Below are 26,557 nucleotides of genomic sequence, written 5' to 3' on the forward strand. Positions count from 1 at the left end.
TTGACTTGAAAACGTAATCCGCTTTGCGGCTAAGTAAAAATGGAAAAAGTATGAAGAACTGGAGAACGCTGCTTCTCGGTTTCGCCCTCGTGGCGAATACCACCTTCGCGGCGCCACAAGTGGTCGACAAAGTAGCAGCCGTTGTGAACAACGGCGTAGTACTCGAAAGCGATGTCGACGGCTTAATGCAGTCGGTAAAATTAAACGCCCAGCAGGCGGGCCAGCAGTTGCCAGATGACAGCACGCTGCGTCACCAGATTCTGGAACGTCTGATCATGGACCAAATCGTCCTTCAGATGGGTCAGAAAATGGGTGTGAAAATCACCGACGATCAGCTCGACAAAGCCATTGCTGACATTGCCGCACAGAACAAAATGAGCATGGATCAGATGCGCAGTCGTCTGGCCTATGACGGCATCAATTACAACACGTACCGCAGTCAGATCCGCAAAGAAATGACGATCTCCGAAGTGCGTAACAACGAAGTGCGCCGTCGCGTGACCATTCTGCCGCAGGAAGTCGATTCTCTGGCGCAGCAGGTCGGCAGTCAAAACGACAGCAGCACCGAGCTGAACCTGAGCCACATCCTGATTCCCCTGCCGGAAAATCCAACGTCTGGCCAGGTAGACGAGGCTGAAAAACAGGCGCGTGACATCGTTTCTCAGGCGCAAAACGGCGCTGACTTCGGCAAGCTGGCCATCACCTATTCGGCAGACCAGCAGGCGCTGAAGGGCGGACAGATGGGCTGGGGCCGAATTCAGGAACTGCCTTCTATCTTTGCCCAGGCGCTTGCTACCGCGAAAAAAGGTGAGATTGTTGGGCCCGTTCGTTCCGGCGTCGGCTTCCACATTCTGAAGGTGAACGACCTGCGCGGTCAGAGCCAGAGCATCTCCGTTACCGAAGTGCATGCTCGCCACATTCTGCTTAAGCCGTCACCTATCATGACCGACGACCAGGCACGCGTGAAACTTGAACAGATCGCAGCAGACATCAAAAGTGGCAAAACCACCTTTGAGAAAGCGGCGAAAGAGTTCTCCGACGATCCGGGCTCTGCCAACCAGGGCGGCGATTTGGGTTGGGCGTCTCCAGATATCTACGATCCGGCATTCCGTGATGCGATCATGAAACTGAGCAAAGGCCAAACCAGCACCCCGGTGCATTCATCCTTTGGCTGGCATTTAATTCAGCTGCTGGATACCCGCAAAGTCGATAAGACCGACGCGGCGCAGAAAGATCGTGCCTACCGCATGCTGTTTAACCGTAAGTTCTCGGAAGAAGCGCAGACCTGGATGCAGGAACAGCGCGCCAGTGCCTACGTGAAGATAATCGGCAGCAATGGCTAATGTCGCTCGTGTGACCCTCACTCCCGGCGAACCTGCCGGGATTGGTCCCGACCTGGTTGTCGCGCTCGCGCAGCGTGACTGGCCCGTTGAACTGGTCGTCTGCGCAGCCCCCGAACTACTTCTCGAACGTGCAGCACTGCTTGGCCTCCCGCTAACGCTTCAGCCCTATCAGCCCCATCTTCCGGCGACACCGCAGGCAGCAGGCACGCTGACAATCCTACCCGTCGCGCTGCGAGCACCCGTGGTTGCTGGCCAACTGGACGTGCGCAACAGCCCGTATGTTGTCGAAATGCTGGCTCGCGCCTGCGATGGCTGTATCAGCGGCGAATTTGCGGCGCTGGTTACCGGCCCGGTACATAAAGGCATCATCAACGATGCCGGTATCCCGTTTATCGGCCATACCGAATTCTTTGAAGAGCGCTCGCACAGCGAAAAAGTCGTGATGATGCTGGCAACCGAAGAGCTACGCGTCGCGTTGGCTACGACTCATCTGCCGTTAAAAGCGATTAGTGAGGCCATCACGCCAGAATTATTACGCCAGATAATCTCCATCCTGTATCATGACCTGCAAACCAAGTTTGGTATCGCGCAGCCTCACGTGCTGGTATGCGGCCTGAACCCCCACGCGGGCGAAGGCGGACATATGGGCATGGAAGAGATTGATACGATTATTCCAGTACTCGACGAGATGCGCGCGCGCGGGATGAACCTCACCGGCCCGCTACCGGCTGATACGCTCTTTCAGCCCAAGTATCTCGACCACGCCGATGCGGTACTGGCGATGTATCACGACCAGGGTTTACCGGTATTGAAGTACCAGGGCTTTGGTCGTGCGGTGAATATCACCTTAGGCTTACCTTTTATCCGCACCTCGGTTGACCACGGGACCGCACTTGAACTTGCAGCCCAGGGCAAAGCCGACGTCGGCAGTTTTATTACGGCGCTTAATCTCGCCATCAAAATGATTACGAATACTCAATGAATACTCGCGTCCACCAGGGCCACCTTGCCCGCAAACGTTTTGGACAAAACTTCCTTAATGACCAGTTCGTTATCGACAGTATTGTCTCCGCTATTAATCCGCAGAAAGGCCAGGCGATGGTTGAAATCGGCCCCGGCCTCGGTGCATTAACCGAGCCTGTGGGTGAACGCCTGGACGAAATGACCGTTATCGAGCTCGACCGCGATCTGGCAGCCCGCCTGCAGACGCACCCGTTCCTGGCCCCGAAGCTGACGATTTATCAGCAGGATGCAATGACCATGGACTTCGGCGAGCTGTCAAAAAAAATCGGCCAGCCGCTGCGCGTTTTTGGCAACCTGCCGTATAACATCTCTACGCCGTTGATGTTCCATCTCTTTAGCTATACTGATGCCATTGCGGACATGCATTTCATGCTGCAAAAAGAAGTGGTGAACCGTCTGGTTGCCGGGCCGAACAGTAAAGCGTATGGTCGTTTATCAGTCATGGCGCAATATTACTGCAACGTGATCCCGGTGCTGGAAGTGCCGCCAACGGCCTTTACGCCAGCGCCAAAAGTGGATTCCGCCGTCGTACGCCTGGTGCCGCATGCGGCGATTCCGCACCCGGTAAAAGAGCTGCGCGTGCTGAGCCGCATCACCACCGAAGCGTTTAACAAACGCCGCAAAACGATTCGCAACAGCCTTGGCCATCTATTCAGCGCAGACGTCATGGCGGAGCTGGGTATCGATGCAACCCTGCGTGCTGAGAACATCTCAGTCGCCCAGTACTGCAAGCTGGCAAACTATTTGGCTGACCACCCCGAGCAGCCGAAGGAGAGTTAACGATGTTAAATTCGCCCCGCGTATGTGTTCAGGTACAAAGCGTGTATATCGAATCACAGTCCTCCCCGGAGAATGAACGTTTCGTCTTTGCTTATACCGTGACCATCAGGAATTTGGGGCGAACACCGGTGCAGCTGCTGGGTCGTTACTGGCTGATTACCAACGGCAACGGTCACGAAACCGAAGTTCAGGGCGAGGGCGTGATAGGCGTTCAGCCCCATATCGAACCGGGTAACGAATACAGCTATACCAGCGGCGCCGTGCTAGAAACGCCGCTGGGCACCATGCAAGGCCATTATGAAATGGTCGATTATCAGGGCGATGCCTTCCGCGTCGCCATTCCGGTCTTCCGTCTGGCCATTCCAGCCTTCATTCACTGATACGATGTCTACATACCTGATTGGCGACGTTCACGGCTGCTACGATGAGCTGATCGCCCTGCTGCAACAGGTTGAGTTTACGCCTGGCAAAGATACTTTATGGCTCACCGGCGATCTCGTCGCGCGCGGCCCGGGCTCTCTTGAGGTTCTGCGCTATGTCCGTGGTTTAGGCGACAGCGTGCGCCTGGTGCTCGGCAACCACGATCTGCACCTGCTTGCGGTTTACGCGGGCATCAGCCGTAATAAACCGAAAGACCGCGTTTCCCAACTGCTCGAAGCACCGGACGCGGATGAACTGCTTAACTGGCTGCGTCGTCAGCCGCTGATACAGGTTGATGAAGAGAAAAAGCTGGTGATGGCGCATGCGGGCATTACGCCGCAGTGGGATATCGACACCGCCATCGCCTGCGCGCGCGACGCGGAGGCGGTGCTTTCAAGCGACAGCTATCCGCTGTTCCTCGACGCCATGTACGGCGACATGCCAAACAACTGGTCGCAGGATCTTAGCGGGCTTGCCCGCCTGCGGTTCATTACCAACGCCCTCACCCGCATGCGCTACTGCTTCCCGAACGGGCAGCTGGATATGTACTGCAAAGACACGCCGGAAAGCGCGCCCGCGCCGCTCAAGCCGTGGTTTGCTATTCCCGGCCCGGTGACGGACGCGTACTCGGTAGTCTTTGGTCATTGGGCATCGCTTGAAGGCAAAGGCACGCCGGAAGGCATTTACGGGCTGGATACCGGCTGCTGCTGGGGCGGGGATCTCACCTGCCTGCGCTGGGAAGATAAGGCTTATTTCGTCCAGCCGTCGAACCGGAAGAAAGATACCGGCGAGGGTGAAGTCGCGGTTGCGTGATACCAAGTATTCGCGCGGTTTGTCGGGTGGCGCTTGCGCTTACCCGACCTACAAAACACCCAGCGTCAAATAATTGTAGGGTGGCGCTGCGCTTACCCGGCCCGCAAATCGCTCAAATTGTAGGGTGGATTAGCGCAAGCGCCATCCACCCTAACTTTAGCGACGCTCCAGAATCTCGAAGCAATAGCCGTGCGAGTTCTGCTCGTCCGCATCATGAAACTCGCTAAAGGTAGACTGCCACTCGTCCGGATCGTAATCCGGGAAGTGCGTGTCGCCTTCCACTTCCGCATCAATGTGCGTCAGATACAGGCGCTGCGCTTTTGGCAGGAACTGCTCATAGACGCGCCCGCCGCCGATCACCATGATCTCTTCGGCATCGCCGCATGCTTTAATCGCCTCGTCAACGGAGCTCACCCACTCAACGCGATCGTCGGTGCCGGGCTTGCTGCTGATGACGATGTTCTTACGGCCAGGCAATGGGCGACCGATGGACTCCCACGTCAAACGCCCCATCACAACCGGTTTGTTTAACGTTGTACGCTTAAACCAGGCCAGATCGGCAGGCAGGTTCCAGGGCATGGCGTTTTCCATGCCAATAACGCGATCTACCGCTAATGCAGCAATCAGACTGATCATTCTATTAACCCAAGGGTGGTGAAAAAATTGCCGCCACTATACGTAAAGCGCATTCTTTCGTCGACTGCCCTTACGCGGCAGGAGCACAAATTTTTTCGTTCTGCTACGCCGGGATCGGCGGGCGCTAACGCGAACAAGGCGTTAGCGCAACTCATGGCTTTAATCCGGCTTCACCGGCGGTTCGTCCGCGAGCTTCCCGGAGTGAACGCCCTCATCCGTTCCCTGCCAGCCGTGGCGCTGAATAACGTTCAGGTGCGCGCGGTCCTCGTTGATCACTTCCGTCAGCATGGCGCTATTGCGTTTAAACACGTCCGCCCTTGCCGCCGATGCATCGTCCGTGGGCACCATCTCTTCAAGCATTTGCAGGTTGAAGCGCCGGAAGTGGTCGGCACGCTCGCGCGCCTCATAGCTTCCCACGCCCAGCCCTTCGAGCGCCCGGCGGCCAATCTTAAGCGAGCTTTCGAACGTTTCACGTTCTGGCATCTCAACCCCGGCCTGCCGCAGGCGGATGTAGTGATTGATGTCCCGCGCGCGGGCCAGGATTTGCAGATGCGGAAAATGCTCCTGCGCCATTTCGGTAAGCTGCATGTTGGCATCCGGATCGTCGATGGCGTTGATAAGCACTTCCGCCCCAGCCGCACCGGCGGACTCCAGCAGGTCAACGCGGGTGGCATCGCCGTAAAATACCTTGGTACCAAACTTGCGCAACGTTTCGATGTGGTCAGGATCGTGATCCAGAATCACCACGTTCACCCCGCTGGTCAGCAACAGACGACCGGCGATCTGCCCGAAGCGCCCGAAGCCCGCGATAATGACGCGCGGCTGTTCCTCATCGATCTCGTCAGCCTCATGGGACTGGTCTTTGCCCGATTTCTCAAGGCGACCCAGCAGCACCAGCAGCAGCGGCGTAGCCGCCATCGATAGCGCCACGGCAAGCGTCAGGGATTTCGCCCAGCTATCGTCGAGCACCTCCGCCATGCGCGCGGTGCCGAAGATCACAAAGGCGAATTCACTGCCCTGCCCCAGCAGCACGGCAAACCAGCGGCGCTGCCTGCCCGGCACCTTCAGCGGCCGGGCGATAAGCCAGAGCATCAGCGTTTTAATCACCAGGAAGCCCGCGAGAAGCGCGATAATGCGCAGCGGGTTATCCACCAGCGTGCCGAAGTCTATCGACATCCCCACGCCGATAAAGAACAGCCCGAGCAGCAGGCCTTTAAAAGGCTCGATGTCGCTTTCCAGCGCGTGGCGGTACTCCGAGCTTGCCAGCAGTACGCCCGCCAGGAACGCCCCCATCGCCATCGACAGCCCCGCTTCCTCAAGCAGCAGGCCGAAGCCGAACACCAGGAACAGCGCCACGGCGCTGAAAACTTCGCGCAGGCCGGAACGGGCAACGAACCGCAGCACGGGACGCGTAACGTAACGGCCGAGCAGCACGACCAGCGCCAGCGCGCCGACCACCTTCAGCGCCGAAATTGAAAACGCCGCAATCGTCGTGGTTGCGCCGCTGCTGGCGAGAAGCGGGATCATCGCCACCAGCGGGATTGCCGCAATGTCCTGGAACAACAGCACGGCGAAGGCGCTGCGCCCCATCGGCGAGATCGTCAGGTTACGCTCGTTCATCGCCTGCATGGCGATGGCCGTAGAAGAAAGCGCAAGCGTCAGGCCGATCAGCACGGCAACCTGCCAGCGCAGCCCCATCAGCATGCAGAACAGGCCAAGCGCTAGTCCGCAGGTCGCCATTTGCAAAAAGCCGCCGCCAAACACCGAGGCGCGCAGCGTCCACAGTCGCCGCGGGTCAAGCTCAAGCCCGATAACAAACAGCATCAGCACAACGCCGATTTCAGCAAAATGCAGAATGGTTTCCGCGTCGGTCACAAGCCTCAGCCCCCACGGGCCGATGATACAGCCGGCAATCAGGTAGCCGAGCACCGAGCCTAAGCCCAGGCGCACCGCGATGGGCACGATAAGCGCGGCGGAGCCGAGGTAAATCAACGCCTGAATCAGGCTGTGGCTATCCATGGTATGCCTCCTGCCAGTCGGCTAGACGCTGAAGGTACTGTTCGGCCTGCACCTCAAGGGTGTTTTCATCGCATACGAAGGTGAAGTGGATTGCAAAGCTCGGCAGCCAACGCATGCCGCAGTAAAGCGCCGTCGCCTGTAGCGGCTGCCCCAGCACGTCGAAGCCGGGATGATCGCCCAGCTCAAAATGCCCTTCGCCGCCGCCCGTCGTTACCGCCCACATCACGTTTTTACCGTGCAGCGCCTTTGCGCCGTGGCCGTAGGCCCAGCCGTGCGAAAGAACCTTATCGATCCACAGCTTCATCAGCGGCGGCATGCTGTACCACTGCATCGGATGCTGCCAGATGACCAGATCGGCGCGGCTTAACGCCTCCTGCTCGGCGGCAATATCGATGTTGAAATCAGGGTAAAGCTCGTAGAGCGAACGCACTTCTACGTCAGGCAACCGCGTGGCCTGCTCTATCATCTTTCGGTTGGCGTGGGAGTGTTGCGGGTACGGATGTGCATAAATAATCAGAATCATGCCGGTCTCATCATGAGGAACGCTTTCAAAAGCATATGACGCTTATGCTAAAAAAACAGCGGATCGGAAAGATAAAGAGTGCCAGCTTTGCGAAAAGAAGAAATTAAAAATATTTAACCAACTTATACAGATATATACCCTAAATAATTCAAGTTGTGGGTCGGCGGCCACCCAGGAGCTTACTAAAGTAAGCGGCTGGGGTTTGTGAGTGCAGCCAACTTCTCCACGACTTGAAGTATGACGGGTATACAAAACAAAGGCCGGAAGCATCTGCCCCCGGCCTTTGTAGTATTACCTACGCTCGATTACTGACAGGCACCTAAATCCTGCCAGATGCTTCCCGTTCCCGGCGTGTTCCCCTGGCTCCAGTAAGCGGCCTTCCACTGATGGCCGTTGTAGCTGACTTTGGCACCCTGGGCGTAGGCCGCAAGGCTGTTCCACGGTAGCGTCACGTTGCTGACCAGCTCCCACTGTTCGGCGGTCGCGCTCGGCTCGTTGTTTTGCGTCCAGTACTTCGCCTTCCACACCAGGTCGCGATAGCTGGCAATGTCCCCGGTGTTGTAGACCTTGGACGATGTCCACGTCGGGTAGTTAGCCGCATTCGGATCCTGTGGAATACCGCATGAACCCCCAGCTGAAACCGGTTGCACCGTTAGCGTCGTGCTGCCCGCCGTCGAGCTTTTGCCGTCGGAAACCGAAACGCTCAGCGTGTAGCTGGTTGCGCTGGTTACGGTCGGCGCGGTAATGGTCACCGAGCTGCCCGTTAGCGAAGGCGCGGTAAGACCGGTCGGCAGCGTCCATTGGTAGGTCAGCGCGTCGTTATCCTGATCGCTTGCCTGCGCCACAACGGTGATGCTCTTGCCCGATTCTACGCTCTGCGCGGCTGGCATGGTGACCTGCGGCGGACGGTTGGCCTGCGGCGCTTTGTTGGTGACCTGCACCTGGGCGGTAGAGCTTAGCCCCGCCGTGTCGGTAGTTTTCAGCTCGAATACCCACACCTGGTCGGCGGTGGTTTGCGCCACGCTGAAGGTTGCTTTTGCCTGATTAGCCTGACTTATCGTTACGTCCGGGCCGCTCACCTTGCGCCACGCGTAGGTCAATGCGCCCCCTTCCGGATCGCGGGACAGCGAACCGTCCAGCGTCACCGTCGCCGGGCCTGAAACCTGTTGGCTGGTGCCCGCGCTGGTCATCGGCGGCTGGTTTACCGGCGTGCCGCCGCTGCCGTTGCCGAGGCTTTCGTTCATCGCGTTGAGGATGTCGCCGTTATCGGCGTCGATTTCCCAGGCGAACAGGCCGCCGAGCTTATTGGTTTGGACATACTGCCCTTTTGCCGCCACCGAACGGGCATCGTCATAGGTAATCAGATCGCCGGAGGAGGCTTTGAACAGATACGGAGCCTGGGCCGCCGTGTCGTAGCTGTACTGCCACTCCCCGGAGGCTTTCATGGTGGCGAGCTGGCGGTAATCGACGATGCCGTTTTCCCAGGTGCCTTTCGTCGGGCCGGTAGCCGTTCCGGTGAAAGGATCGTTGTTCTGATAGCCGTGAACGCCGGTCCAGCCGCGCCCGTACATCGCCGCGCCGACGACGATTTTGCCCGGCGTTACGCCCTGGGCAAGCAGCGCCTGAACGCCGTGGTCGGTGGTGTAATCCGTGTCGGGTTTAGAAGCCGAGCCGTAGAGCGCCGTCTGGTGGCCGAGCGTGGTCAGAGAAAACGCGCCGTAGAAGTCATAGCTCATCAGGAAGATGTGGTCCATATACTGCTGGGCCGCCTGATAATCCACCTTGGCGATTTTGTCGCGACCGGCGCTAATCGCCGAGCTTAACTCATAGGTTTTGCCGGTTTCGGCGGAGAGCTGATCGAGCATGGCGCGCAGATCGTGCATCAGCTGCACGTAGGTTGCGCCGTCGGTCGGGCTGCCCAGCGTCACGTTCTGCCCGCCGCCGCCCGGAAACTCCCAGTCGATATCCACGCCGTCAAAGAACTTCCAGGTTTTGAGGAATTCCTTCACCGAGGCGACGAAGGTATCGCGCTTGGTTTTATCGCCCATGAAGTGGAACGGGTCGGAAAGCGTCCAGCCGCCGACCGATGGGATAATCTTCAGGTTAGGGTTGGCCTGCTTGAGCGCCATCAGCTGGCCGAAGTTGCCTTTGTAAGGCGCGGCCCAGTCGCTCACGCCCTGCTGCGGCATCTGCACCGCGGCCCACGGATCGTGAATCGCGACTTTAAAATCGGCGCGTCCGGCGCAGGCGCGCTGTAGCGCCTGGAAACTTCCCTCGATGCTCTTCAGGCTGTCATTAATGCCGTCGCCGCCGCAGATTGGCGTAAAGCCGTAGAGGATGTGCGTCAGGTTTTGCGCCGGGATTTTGTCCACCGGGAATGCGCGCCCGTAAACGCCCCACTCGACAAAGTAAGCCCCGACGACCTTGCCTGACTTATTGCTGTAAGGCTTGTTGTTTTCGCGCAGCGGGGTTTGTAGAGGCAGCAGATGGCTGCCGTCGGTATCGGCCACCACGATCTGCTTGCTGTCGCTGGTGGTACAGCCTTCGCTGTTGCACAGCGCCACCTGCATCGCGTAGCGCCCGCCTTTGTTGACCTTAAAGGTCGCGCTGCCGGAGGCCGATGACGGCCCCGTCCAGACCTGACTGCCGTCAAGCAGCACTTTTGCGGTCTGGCCCGCGTCGCCGTTCCACAGGCTCCAGGTGACGCTAACGTCCGCCGCGTCTTTTACCTTTACCAGGCTTTGATAGGCGCTAGCCGCCTGATCGACCTCAACAATGGCGAAGGTAGTTTCGTCCGCGCCGAGCGTGGGCTTGCCCGGCAGGGCGGCATATAGGGAAGGAGAAAGAGAGCCTGCAACCAGGCAGGTGAGCAGTGAAAGTTTGGTTCTTAACATTGATGACCTCGACGGTTTGCTGAAAAGAGAGCAGCGAAAGGGGCGATGTCGCCGCGCGACGGCCCTGAGGTCATTATGGTTTCAGAACAATTTATTTACATTTAATAACATCACTAAAACATTTACACCGATCACAAATTTATCAAATATATCAACTAGATATAATTACGGTGAATATATTAAGTGTGACTAACATGCACTTTAGTGCCAATAAACTCCCGTCAGCAGGCATTAAAAAAGCCCACAGATGTGAATCTGCGGGCCTTATGGGAAGCTAAGAGCGCGTTGGGATTAGTTATCCAGCTCGCTCATATTTTTCACCTGATCGCGATTGATCTGTTCGGTTTTGCCGGTTTCGGCATTTTTGTAGGATACCAGGCCGGTTTCGTCATCTACCTGCGGCTTGCCGTCGGTAACGATCGTTTTACCATCGGTGGTTTTCACCGCCTGGTTGGACGAACAGCCCGCGACGGTAAACAGAGTTGCTGCTGCGAAAATAGAAGCCACGAGAATCTTGTTTTGCATGTCGATCTCCCTAAAGAAAGTCATTTCTTATCATTTGAGTATTAAATGTAGTTCGTTTTGCCAACTTTGGGAGTAAATACAGAACACTCTGAAGGCGGGTCGTCGACAAACAGGCAGCTTATACCGAATAAAAAACCCGCCGAAGCGGGTTTTGCGAGGGATGCGAAGCGGTTATTTGGTGATTTGCGCGTGCATTTCCTGCACCGAAATAACTTTTTCGGTAGCGTCGGCGTTCAGCGCCATCGCGGTGGCGAAGCCGCCGTTAAGCGTGGTGTCGTAATGCACCTTGTACTGCAGCGCGCTGCGGCGGATGAGTTTGGAATCCTCAATCGCCTGACGCCCGGCGGTGGTGTTGATGATGTAGGTGTACTCGCCGTTCTTGATGCGGTCCTGAATGTGCGGACGCCCTTCGTGCACCTTGTTCACCAGGCGCGGGTTGATGCCCGCTTCGCCCAGCACGATAGCCGTGCCGTGGGTCGCGTCCAGCTCGAAGCCCTGCTTCAGGAGCTTGGCGGCAAGGTCCACCACGCGCTCTTTGTCGCCTTCGCGAACAGAGAGCAGCGCGCGGCCCGGCTTACGCATCGTGGACTGACTGCCCAGCATCGCTTTCGAGAAAGCTTCCGCAAAGGTGCGGCCCACGCCCATCACTTCACCGGTCGAGCGCATTTCTGGCCCTAACAGCGGGTCGACGCCCGGGAACTTGTTGAACGGCAGCACCACTTCTTTGACGGAGTAGTACGGCGGGATGATTTCTTTCGTCATGCCCTGTTCAACCAGCGTTTGCCCAACCATCACGCGCGCGGCGACTTTCGCAAGCGCCATGCCGGTGGCTTTAGAGACAAACGGCACGGTACGCGCGGCGCGTGGGTTCACCTCAATCAGGTAAACCTCGTTGTCTTTTACCGCAAACTGCACGTTCATCAGGCCGCGAACCTGCAGCTCGAAGGCCAGCTTCTGCACCTGCTGACGCATCACGTCCTGGATTTCCTGGCTCAGCGTATAGGCTGGCAGAGAACACGCGGAGTCGCCGGAGTGCACGCCCGCCTGCTCGATGTGCTCCATGATGCCGCCAATCAGCACGGTTTCGCCGTCGCAGATGGCGTCCACGTCCACCTCTACCGCATCGTCGAGGAAGCGGTCGAGCAGAACCGGCGCATCGTTGGAAACGCTAACCGCGGTCTGGAAGTAGCGGCGTAAATCCACTTCATCATAGACGATTTCCATCGCGCGGCCGCCCAGCACGTATGACGGACGAACCACCAGCGGATAGCCAATCTGCGCCGCCTTTTCTACCGCCATTTCGATGGTGGTGACGGTGGCGTTTGCAGGCTGTTTCAGCTTCAGGCGGTCAACCGCGTGCTGGAAACGCTCGCGGTCTTCGGCGCGGTCAATGGCGTCCGGGCTGGTGCCGATAATCGGCACGCCAGCGGCTTCCAGCTCACGCGCAAGCTTCAGCGGGGTCTGGCCGCCGTACTGCACGATGACGCCTTTTGGCTTCTCAACGCGCACGATTTCCAGCACGTCTTCGAGGGTAACCGGCTCGAAGTACAGGCGGTCGGAGGTGTCGTAGTCGGTAGACACGGTTTCCGGGTTGCAGTTGACCATGATGGTTTCGTAACCGTCTTCGCGCAGCGCCAGAGAGGCGTGAACGCAGCAGTAGTCAAACTCGATGCCCTGGCCGATGCGGTTTGGCCCGCCGCCCAGCACCATGATTTTGTCACGGTCGTTGTTCGGGTTCGCTTCGCACTCGTCTTCATAGGTGGAGTACATGTACGCGGTGTCGGTGGAGAACTCCGCCGCGCAGGTATCCACACGCTTGTAAACCGGGTGCAGATTGTGCTGCTCGCGCAGCTTGCGGATTTCGGATTCACGAACGCCCGCAAGCTTCGCCAGGCGCGCATCGGCAAAGCCCTTACGCTTAAGCATGCGCAGGAAGCCGTAGTCCAGGCCGGTGATGCCAACTTCTTCGACTTTCTCTTCCAGGCGCACCAGCTCTTCGATTTGCACCAGGAACCAGCGGTCGATGTTGGTCAGGTTGAACACGCCGTCGACGGACAGGCCCGCGCGGAAGGCGTCGGCCACGTACCAGATGCGCTCGGCACCGGCATCCTTCAGCTCGCGGCGAATTTTGGTCAGCGCTTCCGGGTCGTCCAGATTCACTTTCGGGTCAAAGCCGGTTGCGCCCACTTCCAGGCCGCGCAGCGCTTTTTGCAGCGATTCCTGCTGGGTACGGCCAATCGCCATCACTTCGCCGACGGATTTCATCTGCGTGGTCAGGCGGTCGTTTGCGCCGACGAACTTCTCGAAGTTAAAGCGAGGAATTTTCGTTACAACGTAGTCGATCGACGGTTCGAACGACGCAGGCGTTTTGCCGCCGGTGATGTCGTTCATCAGCTCGTCGAGGGTGTAGCCCACCGCCAGCTTCGCGGCCACTTTGGCAATCGGGAAGCCGGTTGCTTTAGAGGCGAGCGCGGAGGAGCGGGACACGCGCGGGTTCATTTCGATAACGATCAGGCGGCCGGTCTTAGGGTTCACCGAGAACTGTACGTTGGAGCCGCCGGTTTCGACGCCGATTTCACGCAGCACCGCCATCGAGGCGTTACGCATGATTTGGTACTCTTTATCGGTCAGCGTCTGGGCCGGGGCGACGGTGATGGAGTCACCGGTGTGGATGCCCATCGGGTCAAAGTTTTCAATCGAGCAGACGATGATGCAGTTGTCGTTTTTATCGCGCACCACCTCCATCTCGTACTCTTTCCAGCCGATCAGCGACTCGTCAATCAGCAGCTCTTTGGTTGGGGAAAGATCCAGACCGCGCTCGCAGATTTCTTCGAACTCTTCGCGGTTGTAGGCGATGCCGCCGCCGGTGCCGCCCATGGTGAACGAAGGGCGGATAATGCACGGATAGCCCACGTCAGCGGCAACCGCCAGCGCTTCTTCCATGTTGTGCGCGATGCCGGAGCGCGCGGTGTCTAAACCGATTTTTTTCATCGCCACGTCAAAGCGGCGGCGGTCTTCGGCTTTATCAATCGCGTCGGCGGTTGCGCCAATCATCGTGACGCCGAACTCGGCAAGCACGCCCTGGCGCTCAAGTTCCAGCGCGCAGTTCAGCGCCGTCTGGCCGCCCATGGTTGGCAGCACCGCATCCGGGCGCTCTTTTTCGATGATTTTGCGCACCACTTCCCAGTGAATCGGCTCAATGTAGGTGGCATCGGCCATTTCTGGGTCGGTCATGATGGTCGCCGGGTTGGAGTTCACCAGAATGACGCGGTAACCCTCTTCACGCAGCGCTTTACACGCCTGGGCACCGGAGTAGTCGAACTCACACGCCTGGCCGATAACAATCGGGCCTGCACCAAGGATCAGGATGCTTTTTATATCTGTACGTTTTGGCATTTTCTCGGCTCCTGATTATTTAGCAGTAGTGCGGTAGTGCTTAATCAAATCGATAAAGTGGTCGAACAGCGGCGCGGCGTCGTGCGGGCCCGGGCTCGCTTCAGGGTGGCCCTGGAAGCTGAACGCGGGTTTATCCGTGCGATGAATGCCCTGCAGCGTGCCGTCGAACAGCGACTTGTGGGTTACGCGCAGGTTTGCCGGTAACGTGGTTTCGTCCACCGCAAAACCGTGGTTCTGGGCGGTAATCATCACGCAGTCGCGGTCTAAATCTTTTACCGGGTGGTTGCCGCCGTGGTGGCCGAACTTCATCTTCACGGTTTTCGCACCGCTTGCCAGCGCCAGCAGCTGGTGGCCGAGGCAGATGCCGAACACCGGAACGTCGGTTTCCAGGAAGGATTCGATGGCGCTGATGGCGTAGTCGCACGGCGCCGGGTCGCCGGGGCCGTTGGAGAGGAAGATGCCGTCCGGGTTCATCTTCAGCACTTCCGCCGCCGGGGTCTGCGCCGGAACAACCGTCAGGCGGCAGCCGCGGTCTACCAGCATACGCAGGATATTGCGCTTCACGCCGTAGTCGTAGGCCACCACGTGGAACGGTAAATCTTCTTCTTTTGCCGCTTCCGGCAGTTCGCCTTCAAGCGTCCAGCTCCCCTGCTGCCACGCGTAGGCTTCTTTGGTGGTGACTTCTTTCGCCAGGTCCATGCCGTTCAGGCCCGGGAAGGCTTTCGCCCGCTCGTGCGCAAGCGTCGCATCGATGTTGTCACCGGCAATAATGCAGCCGTTCTGCGCGCCTTTCTCACGCAGCAGGCGGGTCAGCTTACGAGTATCGATATCGGCAATCGCCACGATGTTATGGCGTTTCAGGTAGGAAGAGAGGTCCTCGGTATTGCGGTAGTTGCTGGCAATCAGCGGCAGGTCACGAATGACGAGGCCTTGCGCATGTACCTGGGAGGATTCTTCGTCAGCGGAGTTGGTGCCGACATTGCCGATATGAGGATAGGTAAGAGTGACGATCTGGCGGGAGTAGGAAGGATCAGTGAGGATTTCTTGATAGCCGGTCATTGATGTGTTGAAAACGACTTCTCCCACTGCCTGACCCGATGCCCCAATGGCCCGACCGTGGAATTGGGTTCCGTCTTCCAGAACCAATATTGCTGACTTAATCAAAACGTCCTCCAGGGGAATAAACATTCAATTTATTCGCATATTAATTCAAAACCTATGCCTGAATCAAATGCAAAACAGCCTGTCATTTGGATTTTTGACAAACGGCGGCATTCTAAGGACAAGATGGGCAAAAGTCTACCTTAAGGCGAACTTTTTATGTCTATTTTACCGCTCTGGTTAAAAAGATCGGCATTGAGAGGTGAAATGAACAGCAAAAGTAACACAGGTAATCGATTGCGAGGCAGGAAGAATAAAAATTTCGTCAATGGCACGCAAAAAAGTGGACCAGATGGTCAAAATTAACATTAAGACAACAGAAAATGGAGGATAAAGTTATGATTATGGAGTTTTCAGATAAAAAACACATCTAAACACCAAAAATAAAAAAGGGCAATAAACTATTGCCCCACCAATCAAACACTTATGATTGAAATAACCACATCACGAAGGGTAACTCTTTTTACAAACTATTAAGATTCAGCACATCTTGCATGTCGAAAAGACCTTTTTTCTTACCGCTTAGCCACAAAGCGGAACGAACCGCGCCATTTGCGAAGGTCATGCGGCTTGAAGCCTTGTGGCTGATTTCAATGCGCTCGCCGATATCCGCAAACATCGCGGTGTGTTCACCTACAATGTCGCCCGCCCGCACCGTGGCGAAGCCGATGGTTCCAGGCACTCGCTCGCCGGTGTAGCCTTCGCGGGAATAGACGGCGCACTGTTTTAAATCTTTGTCCATCGCCTGAGCAATGGCTTCGCCCATCGCAAGCGCGGTCCCGGACGGCGCGTCCACCTTGTGGCGGTGGTGCGCTTCAATGATTTCGATATCGGTGTAGTCGCCCATGACCTTAGCCGCTTTCTCAAGCAGCTTGAGCATGACGTTCACCCCAACGCTAAAGTTGGCCGCGAAGACGACCGGGATATCAGCGGCGGCATCTTGAATCGCCTTTTTGCCCGCGTCATCAAAACCCGTGGTGCCGATGACCATGCCCTTGCCGTGCTGGCGGCAGAACGCCAGATGGCTCAGGGTGCCTTCCGGACGAGTGAAATCGATAAACACGTCAAAATCGTTGACCACCTTCTCAAGGCTATCGCTCACGGTGACGCCGGTTTTCGCAACGCCTGCCAGTTCGCCCGCGTCGCTGCCGACAAGGGATGAGCCCGCGCGCTCAAGGGCGGCGCCAAGCTGCACGCCTTCAAGCGCCAGGGCCGCCTGAATAAGTTGTCGTCCCATACGACCGCCCGCGCCCGCAATCGCGACGCGGATCTGTGCTTCGTCCATATTCACTCTCTTTAATTAATCTGCTAACAAAACATTTTCAGGTTACCAGCCCGTTGCAAGGCTGCCAGCCGAAAACACCGATAATTAGAAATTTATGTCAAACCGCGGCAGTTATCAGTAAAAGACTTCATTCCCCTGATAAATGTAGGCCTTACTTAAACCCGCATGATTCACGCACCACCAGCGTAGGCGGAAGGATAATGCGCTTTGGCGGCTCGTCGTTGCCCTGAATGCGACTAAACAGCAGCTCCCCCGCCTTGCGGCCAATCTCCTTGGCGGCGACGGAAACCGTCGTCAGGGCGGGCTGCACCAGCGCGGCCTCGGTAATATCGTCGAACCCCACCAGCGCAAAGTCCTGCCCCGGCGTGCGGCCCATTCTGCGTAAAGTCTGCATAACGCCCAGCGCCACAATGTCCTGATAACAAACCGCAGCGGTGATTTCCGGGTAACGCTGGAACAGCGCCTCCGCCACCCTCGCGCCGTCGCTTTGGCTCGCGGCGCAGGCCACTACCCACTCGCCTTTAGGCTGAATGCGGTTTTCCAGCAGCCTGCTGCTGTAGCCGCCGATGCGCTGCGCGCGGCTGATAGAGTTTTCGCTGCCGCCGATAAAAGCGATGTTTCGGTGGCCCAGCCGGATCAGGTGCTGCGTCGCCAGCTGCGTGCCGAGGAAGTTATCCGTGCCGACAAAATCAAAATCCACGTCGTCCAGCGGGCGCACCACCATTATCGCCGGAATGTTGCGGCGTTTGAGCGTTTCAAAGAACAGCGGCGGCGTTTCGCGGGCGGCGCAAAGCACCATGCCGCAGGCGTTGTTGCGCATCAGGGAATCAACAAACTTCTGCTGCCGCTCGCCGGACTCTTCGCTGTTGGCGAGAAACAGCAGCAGATCGTGGCGCTCCATCTCCTGGCTAAGTCCGGCCGTCATCTCGCCGTAGAACGGGTTGGTGATGTCGTGCAGCAGCAGCCCGACCATGTTGCTGGTGCGGTTACGCAGGTTGGCGGCGGTCTGGTTGTAGACGTAGCCCAGCTCGTCAAGCGCCTGGAGTACCCGCTGCCGCGTGGCGTCGGAGATGCGCCCGCGATTGTGCAACACCATCGAGACGGTAGCCGTGGAGACGGACGCGCGCTGCGCCACCTGGGCGAGTGTAACGGTGCTCATTTTGTTTCCTTAATCGAAGCCAATGCAGACAGATTAATCGAATAACCAAAAATTTGCATTTTCACCTGTGAATACCGTCACAGATAACCGCCAAAGCCGGCGAAGATTGCCAAAAGTGGCGGGTTAATCGCGTTTACCACGCTGTTCAAAAAAGGTTAATCGATTAATCTTAGGCTATCGACATCAGGGAGCCATTTATGAATCACGCCGCATACGATAAATATCCCGAAGTACGGGTTTCGGGTTTTGATAGCCATGCCCGGCAGGGTTGGGATGCCATCAGAAACGCCCTTCACAGCAGGCTTGCCGGGAAAAGCAAAACCGTGCTTGTCATCGACTGCTACCCCGGCGTTCGCCTTGCAGAACTGCACGAACAGCTGGTCGCGCATCTCAACCCTACTCTGGCAATCAACGCTGAATACGCCCGCCTGAGCGAGGGGGATCTGCACGATCTGCTGGCGCAAAACCTGACGGACGACCGCGTGTTCGGCGTGCTTTCCTGCCATCAGCTTGGCGAATTTTTCTGCCACGAAACGCTTGCGCAGATGCGGCAAGAGGTGGACGACGCGGGCGGCCTGGTGGTGGTTTACGGGCCCGGCGCTTCGCTGGTGCATCAGGGCGATATGCTTATCTATGCCGATCTGGCGCGCTGGGAGATCCAGCAGCGTTTCCGCAGCGGCGAGCTGGGCAACTGGGGGGCAAATAACGAAAGCGAAGACATCCTGCGCCGCTACAAGCGCGCCTTTTTCATCGAATGGCGCGTGTTCGACCGCCATAAAACCCCACTGCTCAAGCGCGCCGACTTCCTGCTGGATACCAATAACGCGGATGCCCCGGCGATGGTCAGCGGCGAAGCACTGCGCCACGCCCTGCAACAAACCACGCAGCGGCCGTTCCGCGTGGTGCCGTTCTTCGACCCCGGCGTCTGGGGCGGACAATGGATGAAAGACAAGTTCGATCTCGATCCCTCGAAGCCAAACTACGCATGGTGTTTTGACTGTGTGCCCGAGGAGAACAGCCTGTTACTGCGTTTTGGTGACGTGCGGATCGAGATCCCCTCTCAGGATCTGGTGCTGCTCCACCCCCGCTCGCTGCTGGGCGAAAAGGTTCACGCGCGCTTTGGCGCGGAGTTCCCGATCCGTTTTGATTTCCTCGATACCATCGGCGGGCAGAATCTTAGCTTCCAGGTGCATCCGCTGACTGAATACATCCAGCAGCATTTCGGCATGCACTACACCCAGGACGAAAGCTATTACCTGCTGGAGGCCGAGCCGGGAGCGGAAGTCTATCTCGGCACCAAAACGGGCATCTCGCCGCAGGAAATGCTCGACGATCTGGCGAGCGCCCAGCGCGGCGAAAAAGCGTTTGATGATGAAAAATTCGTTAACCGCTTCCCGGCCCGTAAGCACGATCACTTCCTGATCCCGGCGGGAACGGTGCACTGCTCAGGCGCAGGCGCGATGGTGCTGGAGATCAGCGCAACGCCCTACATCTTCACCTTCAAGCTGTGGGACTGGGGCCGCCTGGGCCTCGACGACCTGCCGCGCCCGGTGCACCTGGCGCACGGCGCAGAAGTTATCGACTGGCAGCGCGATACCCGGTGGGTCACGGAGCATCTGGTTAACCATGTTGAGCCGATAGCCGAGGGAGACGGCTGGCGGGAAGAGCGCACCGGCCTGCACGAACGCGAGTTTATTGAAACCCGCCGCCACTGGTTCACAAAACCAGTTACCCACCACACGCGCGGCGGCGTAAACGTGCTTAATCTGGTGGAGGGCAGCGAAGCGCTGGTAGAAAGCCCGAGCAACGCCTTTAAGCCTTTTGTCGTGCACTACGCCGAAACCTTTATCGTGCCTGCGGCAGTAGGCGAATACCGCATTTCACCGCATGGGCCGGGCGTCGGACAGCAGCTCGCCACCATGAAAGCCTGGGTAAGAGGATAACGATATGATCAACATCATTCTGGCAACACACGGCGCGCTCGCGGAGGCGATGATCGCCAGCGCGCGCATGGTTTACGGCGAGCTGCCGCACGTTCATCCGGTAATGCTCAGCGAAACCAAAGGCATCAACAGCTTTCGCGACGAGTTTGCCGCCGTGCTGAAGCAGGCGGCTAAGAAGGCCGATGGCGTGCTGGTGCTGTGCGACCTGCAAAGCGGCACGCCGTGGAACGTCGCCTGCCACCACGCTTTCGATCCGCAAACCACGCCGCCGATGGCGGTGATCGGCGGCGTCAACTTTCCGATGCTGCTGCTCACCGATGAGCTAACCGAACTGGACGACGTACAGCAGGCCGCCGCGCGGCTGCTGGCGCACAGCCGCGAGTCGCTGGTGCAGGCCAGGCTTGTGGAAACCACGCAGTCCGACGATTTCTAAGGGGGCACGATGAGCATTTCATTTGTACGCATAGATGACCGGGTGATCCACGGCCAGCTCGTGACCCGCTGGGCGAAAGAGCTGCCGTGCGACGGTATCGTCGCCATCGACGACGCGGTTGCCGCCGACCCGCTGCTCTCTTCGGTGATGAAAGGCGCGGTGCAGGACATCAAGGTCTGGCTGTTTGATACCGCCACGGCCATCGAGAAGCTGCCGAAAATCATCGCCAGCGAAAAGCGCTACTTCGTGATCGGCAAATCGCCGGTCACCCTGAAGCGCATTGAAGAGGCGGGCATCAGCCTGCAAAACGCCAATCGCAAAATCAACGTCGGGCCGATGAGCGCCCGCGCCAATACCACCACCATCGGGCCAAACCAGTCGGTCAGCCCGGAAGAAGCGGCGGCCTTTGATTTTCTCACCGGTCGCGGGCACCAGATTGATTTTCGTCTGGTGCCGGACGCGAGCGGCTACAGCTGGCAGGACGCCCGTCAAAAAATCAAATAACGAGGTGCATTATGGCTTTTGAAGCTGCGTTAATCGGCATCCTCTGTTACCTCGGTGCGCTGAGCAGCCCCTGGCTGCTGGGGCTCACCGGCGGCTGGTATCTGATTACCCGCCCGCTGGTTTCAGGGATGCTGGTAGGCTTTATTCTCGGCGATGTGCAAACCGGGATTATCATCGGCGTCGCCGTGCAGGCGGTGTACATTGCGATGGTAACCCCCGGTGGCTCAATGCCCGCTGACCTGAACTTTGTCGCTTTCCCCGCCATCGCGCTGGGCATTTTATCCAACAAAGGGCCGGAGGTAGCCGTTGCCCTGGCGGCGACCATCGGCATCGCGGGCACCGTGTTGTTTAACGCGATGCTGGTGCTGAACTCCTGGTGGAACCACCGGGCGGACGTGGCGCTTGAGAAGGGCGACGAGCGCGGCGTCTATCTCAACAGCGCCATCTGGCCGCAGGCCACCAATTTCCTGATGCGCTTTATCCCGACGTTTATCGCCGTCTATTTTGGCGCGCAGTACATCAACGCCTTTATGGACAGCCTGCCGCACATCGTGCTGGCGACCATGAACGTGCTCGGCGGCATTCTGCCCGCCGTGGGTATTGCCATCCTGCTTAAGCAAATCATCAAAAACTACAGCATGCTGATTTACTTCCTGGTGGGCTTTATCTGCATCGTGTTCTTAAAGCTCAACATGGTGGCGCTGGTGATCGTAGGCAGCCTGCTCGCGCTTATCCATTACAACTACAAGCCAGAGCCGCAGGCGGCAAAAGCGGCGCTGCCGGCTGATGACGAGGACGAATTCTAATGGAAGAACGTAAGCTGACCCGCCAGGATTTACGCCGCTGCTGGCGTAGCTGGATGATGTACAACCTCTCCTCCATGAGCTTTGAACGCCTTGAGTCCTTCGGCTTTTGCCTGAGCATGCTGCCGGTGGCGAAAAAGCTCTATCCGGACCCGCAGGAGCGCAAAGAGATGCTCAAGCGCCACGCTTCGTTTTACAACACCGAACCGCAGCTTGGGGCGATTGTGAACGGCATGGTGCTGGGGCTTGAGGAGAAGCGCGCCAACGGCGAGCCAATAGACGGCGAAACCATCAACACGCTAAAAGTCGGCCTGATGGGGCCGGTGGCCGGGATCGGCGATTCGATGATTCCCGGCATGCTGATCCCGATTTTGCTGAGCATCGGTATGGCGCTGGCGGCGGGCGGCAACGTGCTCGGCCCGCTGTTTTACTGCGTTGCCTGGCTGGCGATTATCGTCCCCGGCTCGTGGTTCCTGTTTTTGAAGGGCTACCGCATGGGCTCCACGTCGGTGGAGATGCTGGTTAGTAGCAAATCGACCCGCCTGCGCGAGGCGCTGTCGCTGCTCGGCGTGTTCGTGATGGGCGGCGTGGCGGCGAGCTATGTGAAGCTTGGCACCGGGCTGGAGTTCGTGACCAAAGACGGGGTGAACATTCACCTGCAGCAGATGCTGGACGGCATTTTCCCGCAGCTCCTACCGCTGGTGGTGGTGATTGGCACCTGGTATCTGATGGCGAAGCGCGGCCTGTCGCCGGTTAAAGCCATGTTGATGCTGCTGGTTCTGGCAGCGGCTGGCGTGGCGGTGGGGCTGTTTGCTTAATAACCTGTGTCGGGTGGCGGCTTCGCCTTACCCGACCTACGAAACATTGTCGGTAGCCGTTCGTAGGTTGGACAAGCGCTAGCGCCATCCAACACGGCATTAACGGCGGGTGGCGGCTTACGCCTTTCCCGCCCTACGAAACATTGTCGGTAGCCGTTCGTAGGTTGGATAAGCGCTAGCGCCATCCAACACGGCATTAACGGCGGGTGGCGGCTTACGCCTTTCCCGCCCTACGTTTGTCATCGTTTTATGGATGGAAATTCACCCACTTCTGCGCCGCCATTCCCGGCTTCGAAATGAACTGAAAGCGAGCCGGGTCGGCAATAAACTGCTGATAAAGCGGCTCTTCAGTAATGCCAAACTCGCTGTACTGACGCGGGGAAGTCACCTGCAAACGCCCCGGCATATAGCGGCGGTTATGCTGCCAGACGATATTCTCATCCTGCAAAATGGGGTACCACGCAAGCCCCTTGTAGGCCCGCACCGCTTCGTACTCAAAACCATATTCCCGATCGCACCATGCGCCGAAGGTCAGCGGCTCGTCCGGTGAGGCGGAGATGGTCGCGTGCGCCCAGCCCGGCGGCACCAGCACCTTTTCCCCCGGCCCGGCAGATATGGCAAAGCAGCGCCCCGGATCGTCAGCAACCTGTTCCTGCATATAGATGATGGCCCTGCCCTGCCAGATTTCGTACAGCTCCGGCGGCGACCAGCCGCTGTGCTCGCTGATGCGGTGGACGTGCCCCTGGCTGCGGATCGGCTCGTCGCCCAACCGCCCGGAAGCGTAGGTCACCACGCCAAACAGCAGCATGCGCTTTTTAAGCTCCTCGCGATCGGCCAGGCGAGCAACGTCCATGGCGATCGCGTACACGTCTTCCGGCCCGGCACACTGGGGATCGCGCAGCGAGGCGCGGATCTGATCGAGCCTGCGGATCTCCGGCACCGGCCCGATCGTCTCTTCGCCGTAGCTAAATCCCATCGGCCGATGGTGAACCTGCATATCGAGGCCAAAACCAAGCTGTCGTTCAGCCATTTTGCACCTCCTTTGCAAAGATCTTCCCTTCCCGATCCAAAACGCGTAACGCAAACCCCCGCTCCAGCGCCGCGTAGTCATGCCCGGCCGTGCTCGGCCATACCGCGAGCGCGGAAAGAACGTCGCTTCCCGTGTTTATCAGGCGATGGGCGGTAAAGCCGGGAATGACGTGAACGGAGCCGGGGAATACCTTTTCGAGCCAGGGTTTTCTCGCTTCGTTTTGCAGAAGCAGCAGGCCGCTTCCACGTAGCCCAAAGTAGACTTCGCCCTGCTCGCGACGCTGATGGAAATGGCCGCGTGTCATGTAAAACTCGTCGCCAACGCGCCCCGGCTGCAGGTGCGTGGTGCCGACGAATAGCTCACCTTCGCCCTGCGGCGAGCTCAGCATTTCGACTTCATAGACGGGAGTATCGGGAGGGATCGTCTGCCAGGCGGCGCGATCGTGAAAGACGCCGCTGAGATCGCCGCAGCGCGTGGTTTTCTTAATAATATCGTCAGCCGTAAATTGCCCGGCCAGGAATGCCACGCTCGGCGGCATGTTGAAAGAGATAGCCATAGATTGTCTCCGGCCCAAGGAGAACTGCATAACAAGTATAGCGGGTTAATCGATTAACCGAGTAACCGGACCGGAGAAAGTCGATCCGCATCGCGTTTTTATCAGGGGGCAAGCGCCAGCACTTCGGCAACCCAGGCCTGGAAGCCGGGAACATCAAGCCCAAGCGCAACCTGCGCGTTAGCCGGGCGCTGATAGCGATTTTCAAGGTCGACAACCGTCGTGCCCGAGGTGTATTCGCCGTGGGTTTCAACCGCCACAAAGCATGGCTGCATTTTGAAAAGCTCTGGCTTAACGAGCCAGGCAATGGCGCACAGATCGTGCATCCGCAGGCCGGTCGCCATGCTCCCGCTGCGGTAGTGGCTAAACAGGGCGTGAAGCATTTTGCCGGTCTGATTCACATGCGGCAGTTGGGCAAGAAATTCGGGGCTCAGCATCGCCTGATTGGTGACGTCCAGCCCGCACATCACGATCTCCAGCCCGCTTTCAAATACGCGCGCGGCGGCTTCCGGATCGATGGCGATGTTAAATTCGGCGTTCGGCGTGAAGTTCCCGCGCCCGGCAGATCCGCCCATCATCACCAGCCGTTTTATTTTACTTTTACACGCCGGGTGCTGCGTTAACAGCAGCGCGATATTGGTCAGCGGCCCGATGGTGACAAGCGTGATCGACTCGGCGCTGGCGTTAAGCCGTTGATAGGTAGCCTCGCAGGCGGTCAGCTCCAGCGGCCTGCGCTGGTGCTCAACGAAAGCGTAGCCTTCCATGCCCGACTCGCCGTGAACGTAGGCGGCATCGCGCAGCTTGCGCACCAGCGGCGCGGCCGCGCCTTGAGCAACCGGGACGTCTTTTCCCCAGAAGTGCATCAGCTGCAGCGCGTTGCGGGTGGTTTTTTCGACCGAGACGTTCCCGGCAACGGTAGTGATAAGCTTCAAATCAAGCTGCGGGGCGAAGAGCGCGGCGGCAATCGCGACCGCGTCGTCGATGCCGGGATCGGTGTCCAGAATGATGGGGGTGATGCTCATGCTTTTCTCCATAAAAAATGCCAGACGGTTTTACCCGACTGGCATCTTCTCATTTTCGTAAGCGGCGTGCGTTACTCTACTTCACGAACATCCATACGCAGCTCGCGCGGCACTTCGAAAACGATATTTTCTTCGCGCCCCGTTAGCTCACGGGTTTCGCTGCCGCCCAGCTCACGCAGGCGGGCCAGCACGTTCTGCACCAGCACGTCCGGCGCGGAAGCCCCGGCGGTGACGCCAACGCAGCCAGCCGCTTTCACCCACTCTTCCTGGATATCCGTCGCATCATCAATCAGATACGCGGCTTTCCCCATACGCTGAGCAAGCTCGGCGAGACGGTTGGAGTTGGAGGAGTTCTTCGAGCCGACCACCAGCACCACGTCCGCTTCGTCAGCCAGCGCGCGCACGGCTTCCTGGCGGTTGGTGGTGGCGTAGCAGATGTCGTCTTTGCGCGGGCCGATGATTTTCGGGAAGCGTTGGCGCAGCGCGTCAATCACGTCCGAAGTGTCATCAACGGAGAGCGTGGTTTGCGTCATGAATGACAGGCGCGCCTCGTCTTTCACCGTCAGCCTGCTGACGTCTTCCGGCGATTCGACCAGGTACATGCCCCCTTTCGGGTTGTTGTACTGGCCCATGGTGCCCTCCACTTCCGGGTGGCCCGCGTGGCCAATCAGAATGGATTCTTCACCACGGCGGCTGGCGCGCGCGACTTCCATATGCACTTTGGTCACCAGCGGGCAGGTTGCGTCGAACACCGTAAGGTCACGGCCTTTGGCTTCGTTGCGTACTGCCTGGGAAACCCCGTGCGCGGAGAAAATCAGGATCGCGCCGTCCGGCACTTCGCTGATTTGCTCGATGAAAATCGCGCCGCGTTCGCGCAGGCTGTCGACCACGTAGCGGTTATGCACCACTTCGTGACGCACATAAATCGGCGCGCCGTAAATCGCCAGCGCGTTTTCAACAATGCTGATAGCGCGGTCGACCCCGGCGCAGAAGCCGCGTGGGTTAGCCAACAGGATCTGCATTCAACGCCTCCAGTACCGGGTTAATTTCCAGTACTTCGATATCAAAATGAATGGTTTGCCCGGCAAGCGGATGGTTAAAGTCAACGGTGATAGAATCGCCGTTAACTTCACGCACCACACCCGGCATCTCGCTGCCATCCATTGCGGTGAAAAGCATGATCGCGCCCGGCTCCGGCTCGCCCGCGTCAACGAATTCGCGACGCGAGAAATACTGGATCATGTCCGGGCTGGGTATGCCAAAAGCGGACTCCGGTGCCAGAGAAAATGCCTTTTTGTCCCCGGCCTTCAGGCCAACGAGCTGGTCTTCCATGCCCGGCGACAGAGTTTCGTCGCCAAGCGTGAAGAGTGCCGGTTTACCGTTATTGCGGGTGGACTCAGCGGTGGAGCCATCTTCGAGCTTCAGCGTGAAATGCACCAGAACCCTGCTGTTACCCTGTATAGACTCAGCCATT

At 58.2% G+C, this 26,557-nt stretch carries 24 protein-coding genes; 10 read left to right on the forward strand and 14 right to left on the reverse strand.

Annotated features, from left to right (window positions below):
* Window positions 1-50: 50 nt before the first annotated feature.
* From surA to apaH, 5 genes are read left to right on the forward strand one after another with little or no spacing between them, the layout of a single operon-like run.
* A complete protein-coding gene (gene surA / locus ACSPHG_RS20260) occupies window positions 51-1,343 on the forward strand; it encodes a peptidylprolyl isomerase SurA (RefSeq protein WP_435955277.1) in 1,293 nt (430 codons plus the stop codon).
* A complete protein-coding gene (gene pdxA / locus ACSPHG_RS20265) occupies window positions 1,336-2,325 on the forward strand; it encodes a 4-hydroxythreonine-4-phosphate dehydrogenase PdxA (protein ID WP_435955278.1) in 990 nt (329 codons plus the stop codon). Before surA ends, pdxA begins: the two co-directional genes overlap by 8 nt.
* Window positions 2,322-3,146 carry a 16S rRNA (adenine(1518)-N(6)/adenine(1519)-N(6))-dimethyltransferase RsmA gene (rsmA, locus tag ACSPHG_RS20270; RefSeq protein ID WP_435955279.1) on the forward strand — a complete coding sequence of 275 codons (825 nt, stop codon included), beginning with the start codon at window positions 2,322-2,324 and terminating at the stop codon, window positions 3,144-3,146. Before pdxA ends, rsmA begins: the two co-directional genes overlap by 4 nt.
* Before the next feature lie 2 nt (window positions 3,147-3,148).
* Entirely contained in the window at window positions 3,149-3,526 is a 378-nt protein-coding gene (gene apaG, locus ACSPHG_RS20275; RefSeq protein ID WP_435955280.1) for a Co2+/Mg2+ efflux facilitator ApaG/CorD, read from the forward strand.
* A 4-nt stretch (window positions 3,527-3,530) separates the two neighbouring features.
* Entirely contained in the window at window positions 3,531-4,379 is an 849-nt protein-coding gene (gene apaH, locus ACSPHG_RS20280; RefSeq protein ID WP_435955281.1) for a bis(5'-nucleosyl)-tetraphosphatase (symmetrical) ApaH, read from the forward strand.
* 156 nt (window positions 4,380-4,535) lie between these two features.
* Here the strand turns inward: apaH and folA are convergent, their stop codons facing one another.
* The 9 genes from folA to ACSPHG_RS20325 form a co-directional block, all read right to left on the reverse strand.
* Window positions 4,536-5,015 (reverse strand): type 3 dihydrofolate reductase, encoded by a 480-nt coding sequence (folA, locus tag ACSPHG_RS20285; RefSeq protein ID WP_435955282.1) that lies wholly within the window; start codon window positions 5,013-5,015, stop codon window positions 4,536-4,538.
* Between the two features lie 159 nt (window positions 5,016-5,174).
* On the reverse strand, window positions 5,175-7,034 hold the full coding sequence (gene kefC, locus ACSPHG_RS20290) for a glutathione-regulated potassium-efflux system protein KefC (RefSeq protein ID WP_435955283.1): 1,860 nt from the start codon (window positions 7,032-7,034) through the stop codon (window positions 5,175-5,177).
* Window positions 7,027-7,557, reverse strand: a complete 531-nt coding sequence (kefF, locus tag ACSPHG_RS20295) for a glutathione-regulated potassium-efflux system oxidoreductase KefF (protein WP_435955284.1) — start codon at window positions 7,555-7,557, stop codon at window positions 7,027-7,029. The genes kefC and kefF overlap by 8 nt, the downstream gene beginning before the upstream one ends.
* A 305-nt stretch (window positions 7,558-7,862) precedes the next feature.
* On the reverse strand, window positions 7,863-10,451 hold the full coding sequence (locus tag ACSPHG_RS20300) for a glycosyl hydrolase family 18 protein (RefSeq protein ID WP_435955285.1): 2,589 nt from the start codon (window positions 10,449-10,451) through the stop codon (window positions 7,863-7,865).
* Window positions 10,452-10,742: 291 nt separating this feature from the next.
* The gene (locus ACSPHG_RS20305; RefSeq protein WP_435955286.1) at window positions 10,743-10,976 is read right to left on the reverse strand and encodes a YgdI/YgdR family lipoprotein; all 234 of its coding nucleotides are present in this window, start codon (window positions 10,974-10,976) and stop codon (window positions 10,743-10,745) included.
* 171 nt (window positions 10,977-11,147) lie between these two features.
* Entirely contained in the window at window positions 11,148-14,372 is a 3,225-nt protein-coding gene (gene carB / locus ACSPHG_RS20310; RefSeq protein WP_435955287.1) for a carbamoyl-phosphate synthase large subunit, read from the reverse strand.
* A gap of 15 nt (window positions 14,373-14,387) precedes the next feature.
* A complete protein-coding gene (carA, locus tag ACSPHG_RS20315) occupies window positions 14,388-15,536 on the reverse strand; it encodes a glutamine-hydrolyzing carbamoyl-phosphate synthase small subunit (RefSeq protein ID WP_435955288.1) in 1,149 nt (382 codons plus the stop codon).
* Window positions 15,537-15,996: 460 nt separating this feature from the next.
* Window positions 15,997-16,818, reverse strand: coding sequence for a 4-hydroxy-tetrahydrodipicolinate reductase (dapB, locus tag ACSPHG_RS20320; RefSeq protein WP_435955290.1), 822 nt, complete (start codon window positions 16,816-16,818; stop codon window positions 15,997-15,999).
* A gap of 151 nt (window positions 16,819-16,969) precedes the next feature.
* The gene (locus tag ACSPHG_RS20325; RefSeq protein ID WP_435955291.1) at window positions 16,970-17,977 is read right to left on the reverse strand and encodes a LacI family DNA-binding transcriptional regulator; all 1,008 of its coding nucleotides are present in this window, start codon (window positions 17,975-17,977) and stop codon (window positions 16,970-16,972) included.
* A 197-nt stretch (window positions 17,978-18,174) separates the two neighbouring features.
* Between ACSPHG_RS20325 and ACSPHG_RS20330 the strand changes: the two genes are divergently transcribed.
* From ACSPHG_RS20330 to ACSPHG_RS20350, 5 genes are read left to right on the forward strand one after another with little or no spacing between them, the layout of a single operon-like run.
* Window positions 18,175-19,920 (forward strand): class I mannose-6-phosphate isomerase, encoded by a 1,746-nt coding sequence (locus ACSPHG_RS20330; RefSeq protein ID WP_435955292.1) that lies wholly within the window; start codon window positions 18,175-18,177, stop codon window positions 19,918-19,920.
* Window positions 19,921-19,924: 4 nt separating this feature from the next.
* Window positions 19,925-20,353 (forward strand): PTS sugar transporter subunit IIA, encoded by a 429-nt coding sequence (locus tag ACSPHG_RS20335; protein WP_435955293.1) that lies wholly within the window; start codon window positions 19,925-19,927, stop codon window positions 20,351-20,353.
* 9 nt (window positions 20,354-20,362) lie between these two features.
* The gene (locus tag ACSPHG_RS20340; protein ID WP_435955294.1) at window positions 20,363-20,857 is read left to right on the forward strand and encodes a PTS sugar transporter subunit IIB; all 495 of its coding nucleotides are present in this window, start codon (window positions 20,363-20,365) and stop codon (window positions 20,855-20,857) included.
* Window positions 20,858-20,868: 11 nt separating this feature from the next.
* Window positions 20,869-21,663: a PTS mannose/fructose/sorbose/N-acetylgalactosamine transporter subunit IIC gene (locus ACSPHG_RS20345; RefSeq protein WP_435955295.1), complete on the forward strand. Its 795-nt coding sequence runs from the start codon at window positions 20,869-20,871 to the stop codon at window positions 21,661-21,663.
* On the forward strand, window positions 21,663-22,478 hold the full coding sequence (locus ACSPHG_RS20350) for a PTS system mannose/fructose/sorbose family transporter subunit IID (protein WP_435955296.1): 816 nt from the start codon (window positions 21,663-21,665) through the stop codon (window positions 22,476-22,478). The genes ACSPHG_RS20345 and ACSPHG_RS20350 overlap by 1 nt, the downstream gene beginning before the upstream one ends.
* A 247-nt stretch (window positions 22,479-22,725) precedes the next feature.
* On the opposite strand, the gene ACSPHG_RS20355 is transcribed toward ACSPHG_RS20350, so the two are convergent.
* From ACSPHG_RS20355 to fkpB, 5 genes are all read right to left on the reverse strand, one after another.
* Entirely contained in the window at window positions 22,726-23,508 is a 783-nt protein-coding gene (locus ACSPHG_RS20355; protein ID WP_435955297.1) for a glucose-6-phosphate isomerase family protein, read from the reverse strand.
* Window positions 23,501-24,064 (reverse strand): glucose-6-phosphate isomerase family protein, encoded by a 564-nt coding sequence (locus ACSPHG_RS20360; protein WP_435955298.1) that lies wholly within the window; start codon window positions 24,062-24,064, stop codon window positions 23,501-23,503. The genes ACSPHG_RS20355 and ACSPHG_RS20360 overlap by 8 nt, the downstream gene beginning before the upstream one ends.
* Window positions 24,065-24,165: 101 nt before the next feature.
* The gene (gene rihC, locus ACSPHG_RS20365; RefSeq protein WP_435955299.1) at window positions 24,166-25,083 is read right to left on the reverse strand and encodes a ribonucleoside hydrolase RihC; all 918 of its coding nucleotides are present in this window, start codon (window positions 25,081-25,083) and stop codon (window positions 24,166-24,168) included.
* Window positions 25,084-25,154: 71 nt separating this feature from the next.
* Window positions 25,155-26,105 (reverse strand): 4-hydroxy-3-methylbut-2-enyl diphosphate reductase, encoded by a 951-nt coding sequence (ispH, locus tag ACSPHG_RS20370; RefSeq protein ID WP_435955300.1) that lies wholly within the window; start codon window positions 26,103-26,105, stop codon window positions 25,155-25,157.
* A complete protein-coding gene (fkpB, locus tag ACSPHG_RS20375; protein WP_435955302.1) occupies window positions 26,086-26,556 on the reverse strand; it encodes an FKBP-type peptidyl-prolyl cis-trans isomerase in 471 nt (156 codons plus the stop codon). Before fkpB ends, ispH begins: the two co-directional genes overlap by 20 nt.
* Window position 26,557 lies beyond the last annotated feature (1 nt).

The organism is Dryocola baronae (genome assembly GCF_051297175.1).
Lineage (GTDB): Bacteria > Pseudomonadota > Gammaproteobacteria > Enterobacterales > Enterobacteriaceae > Dryocola.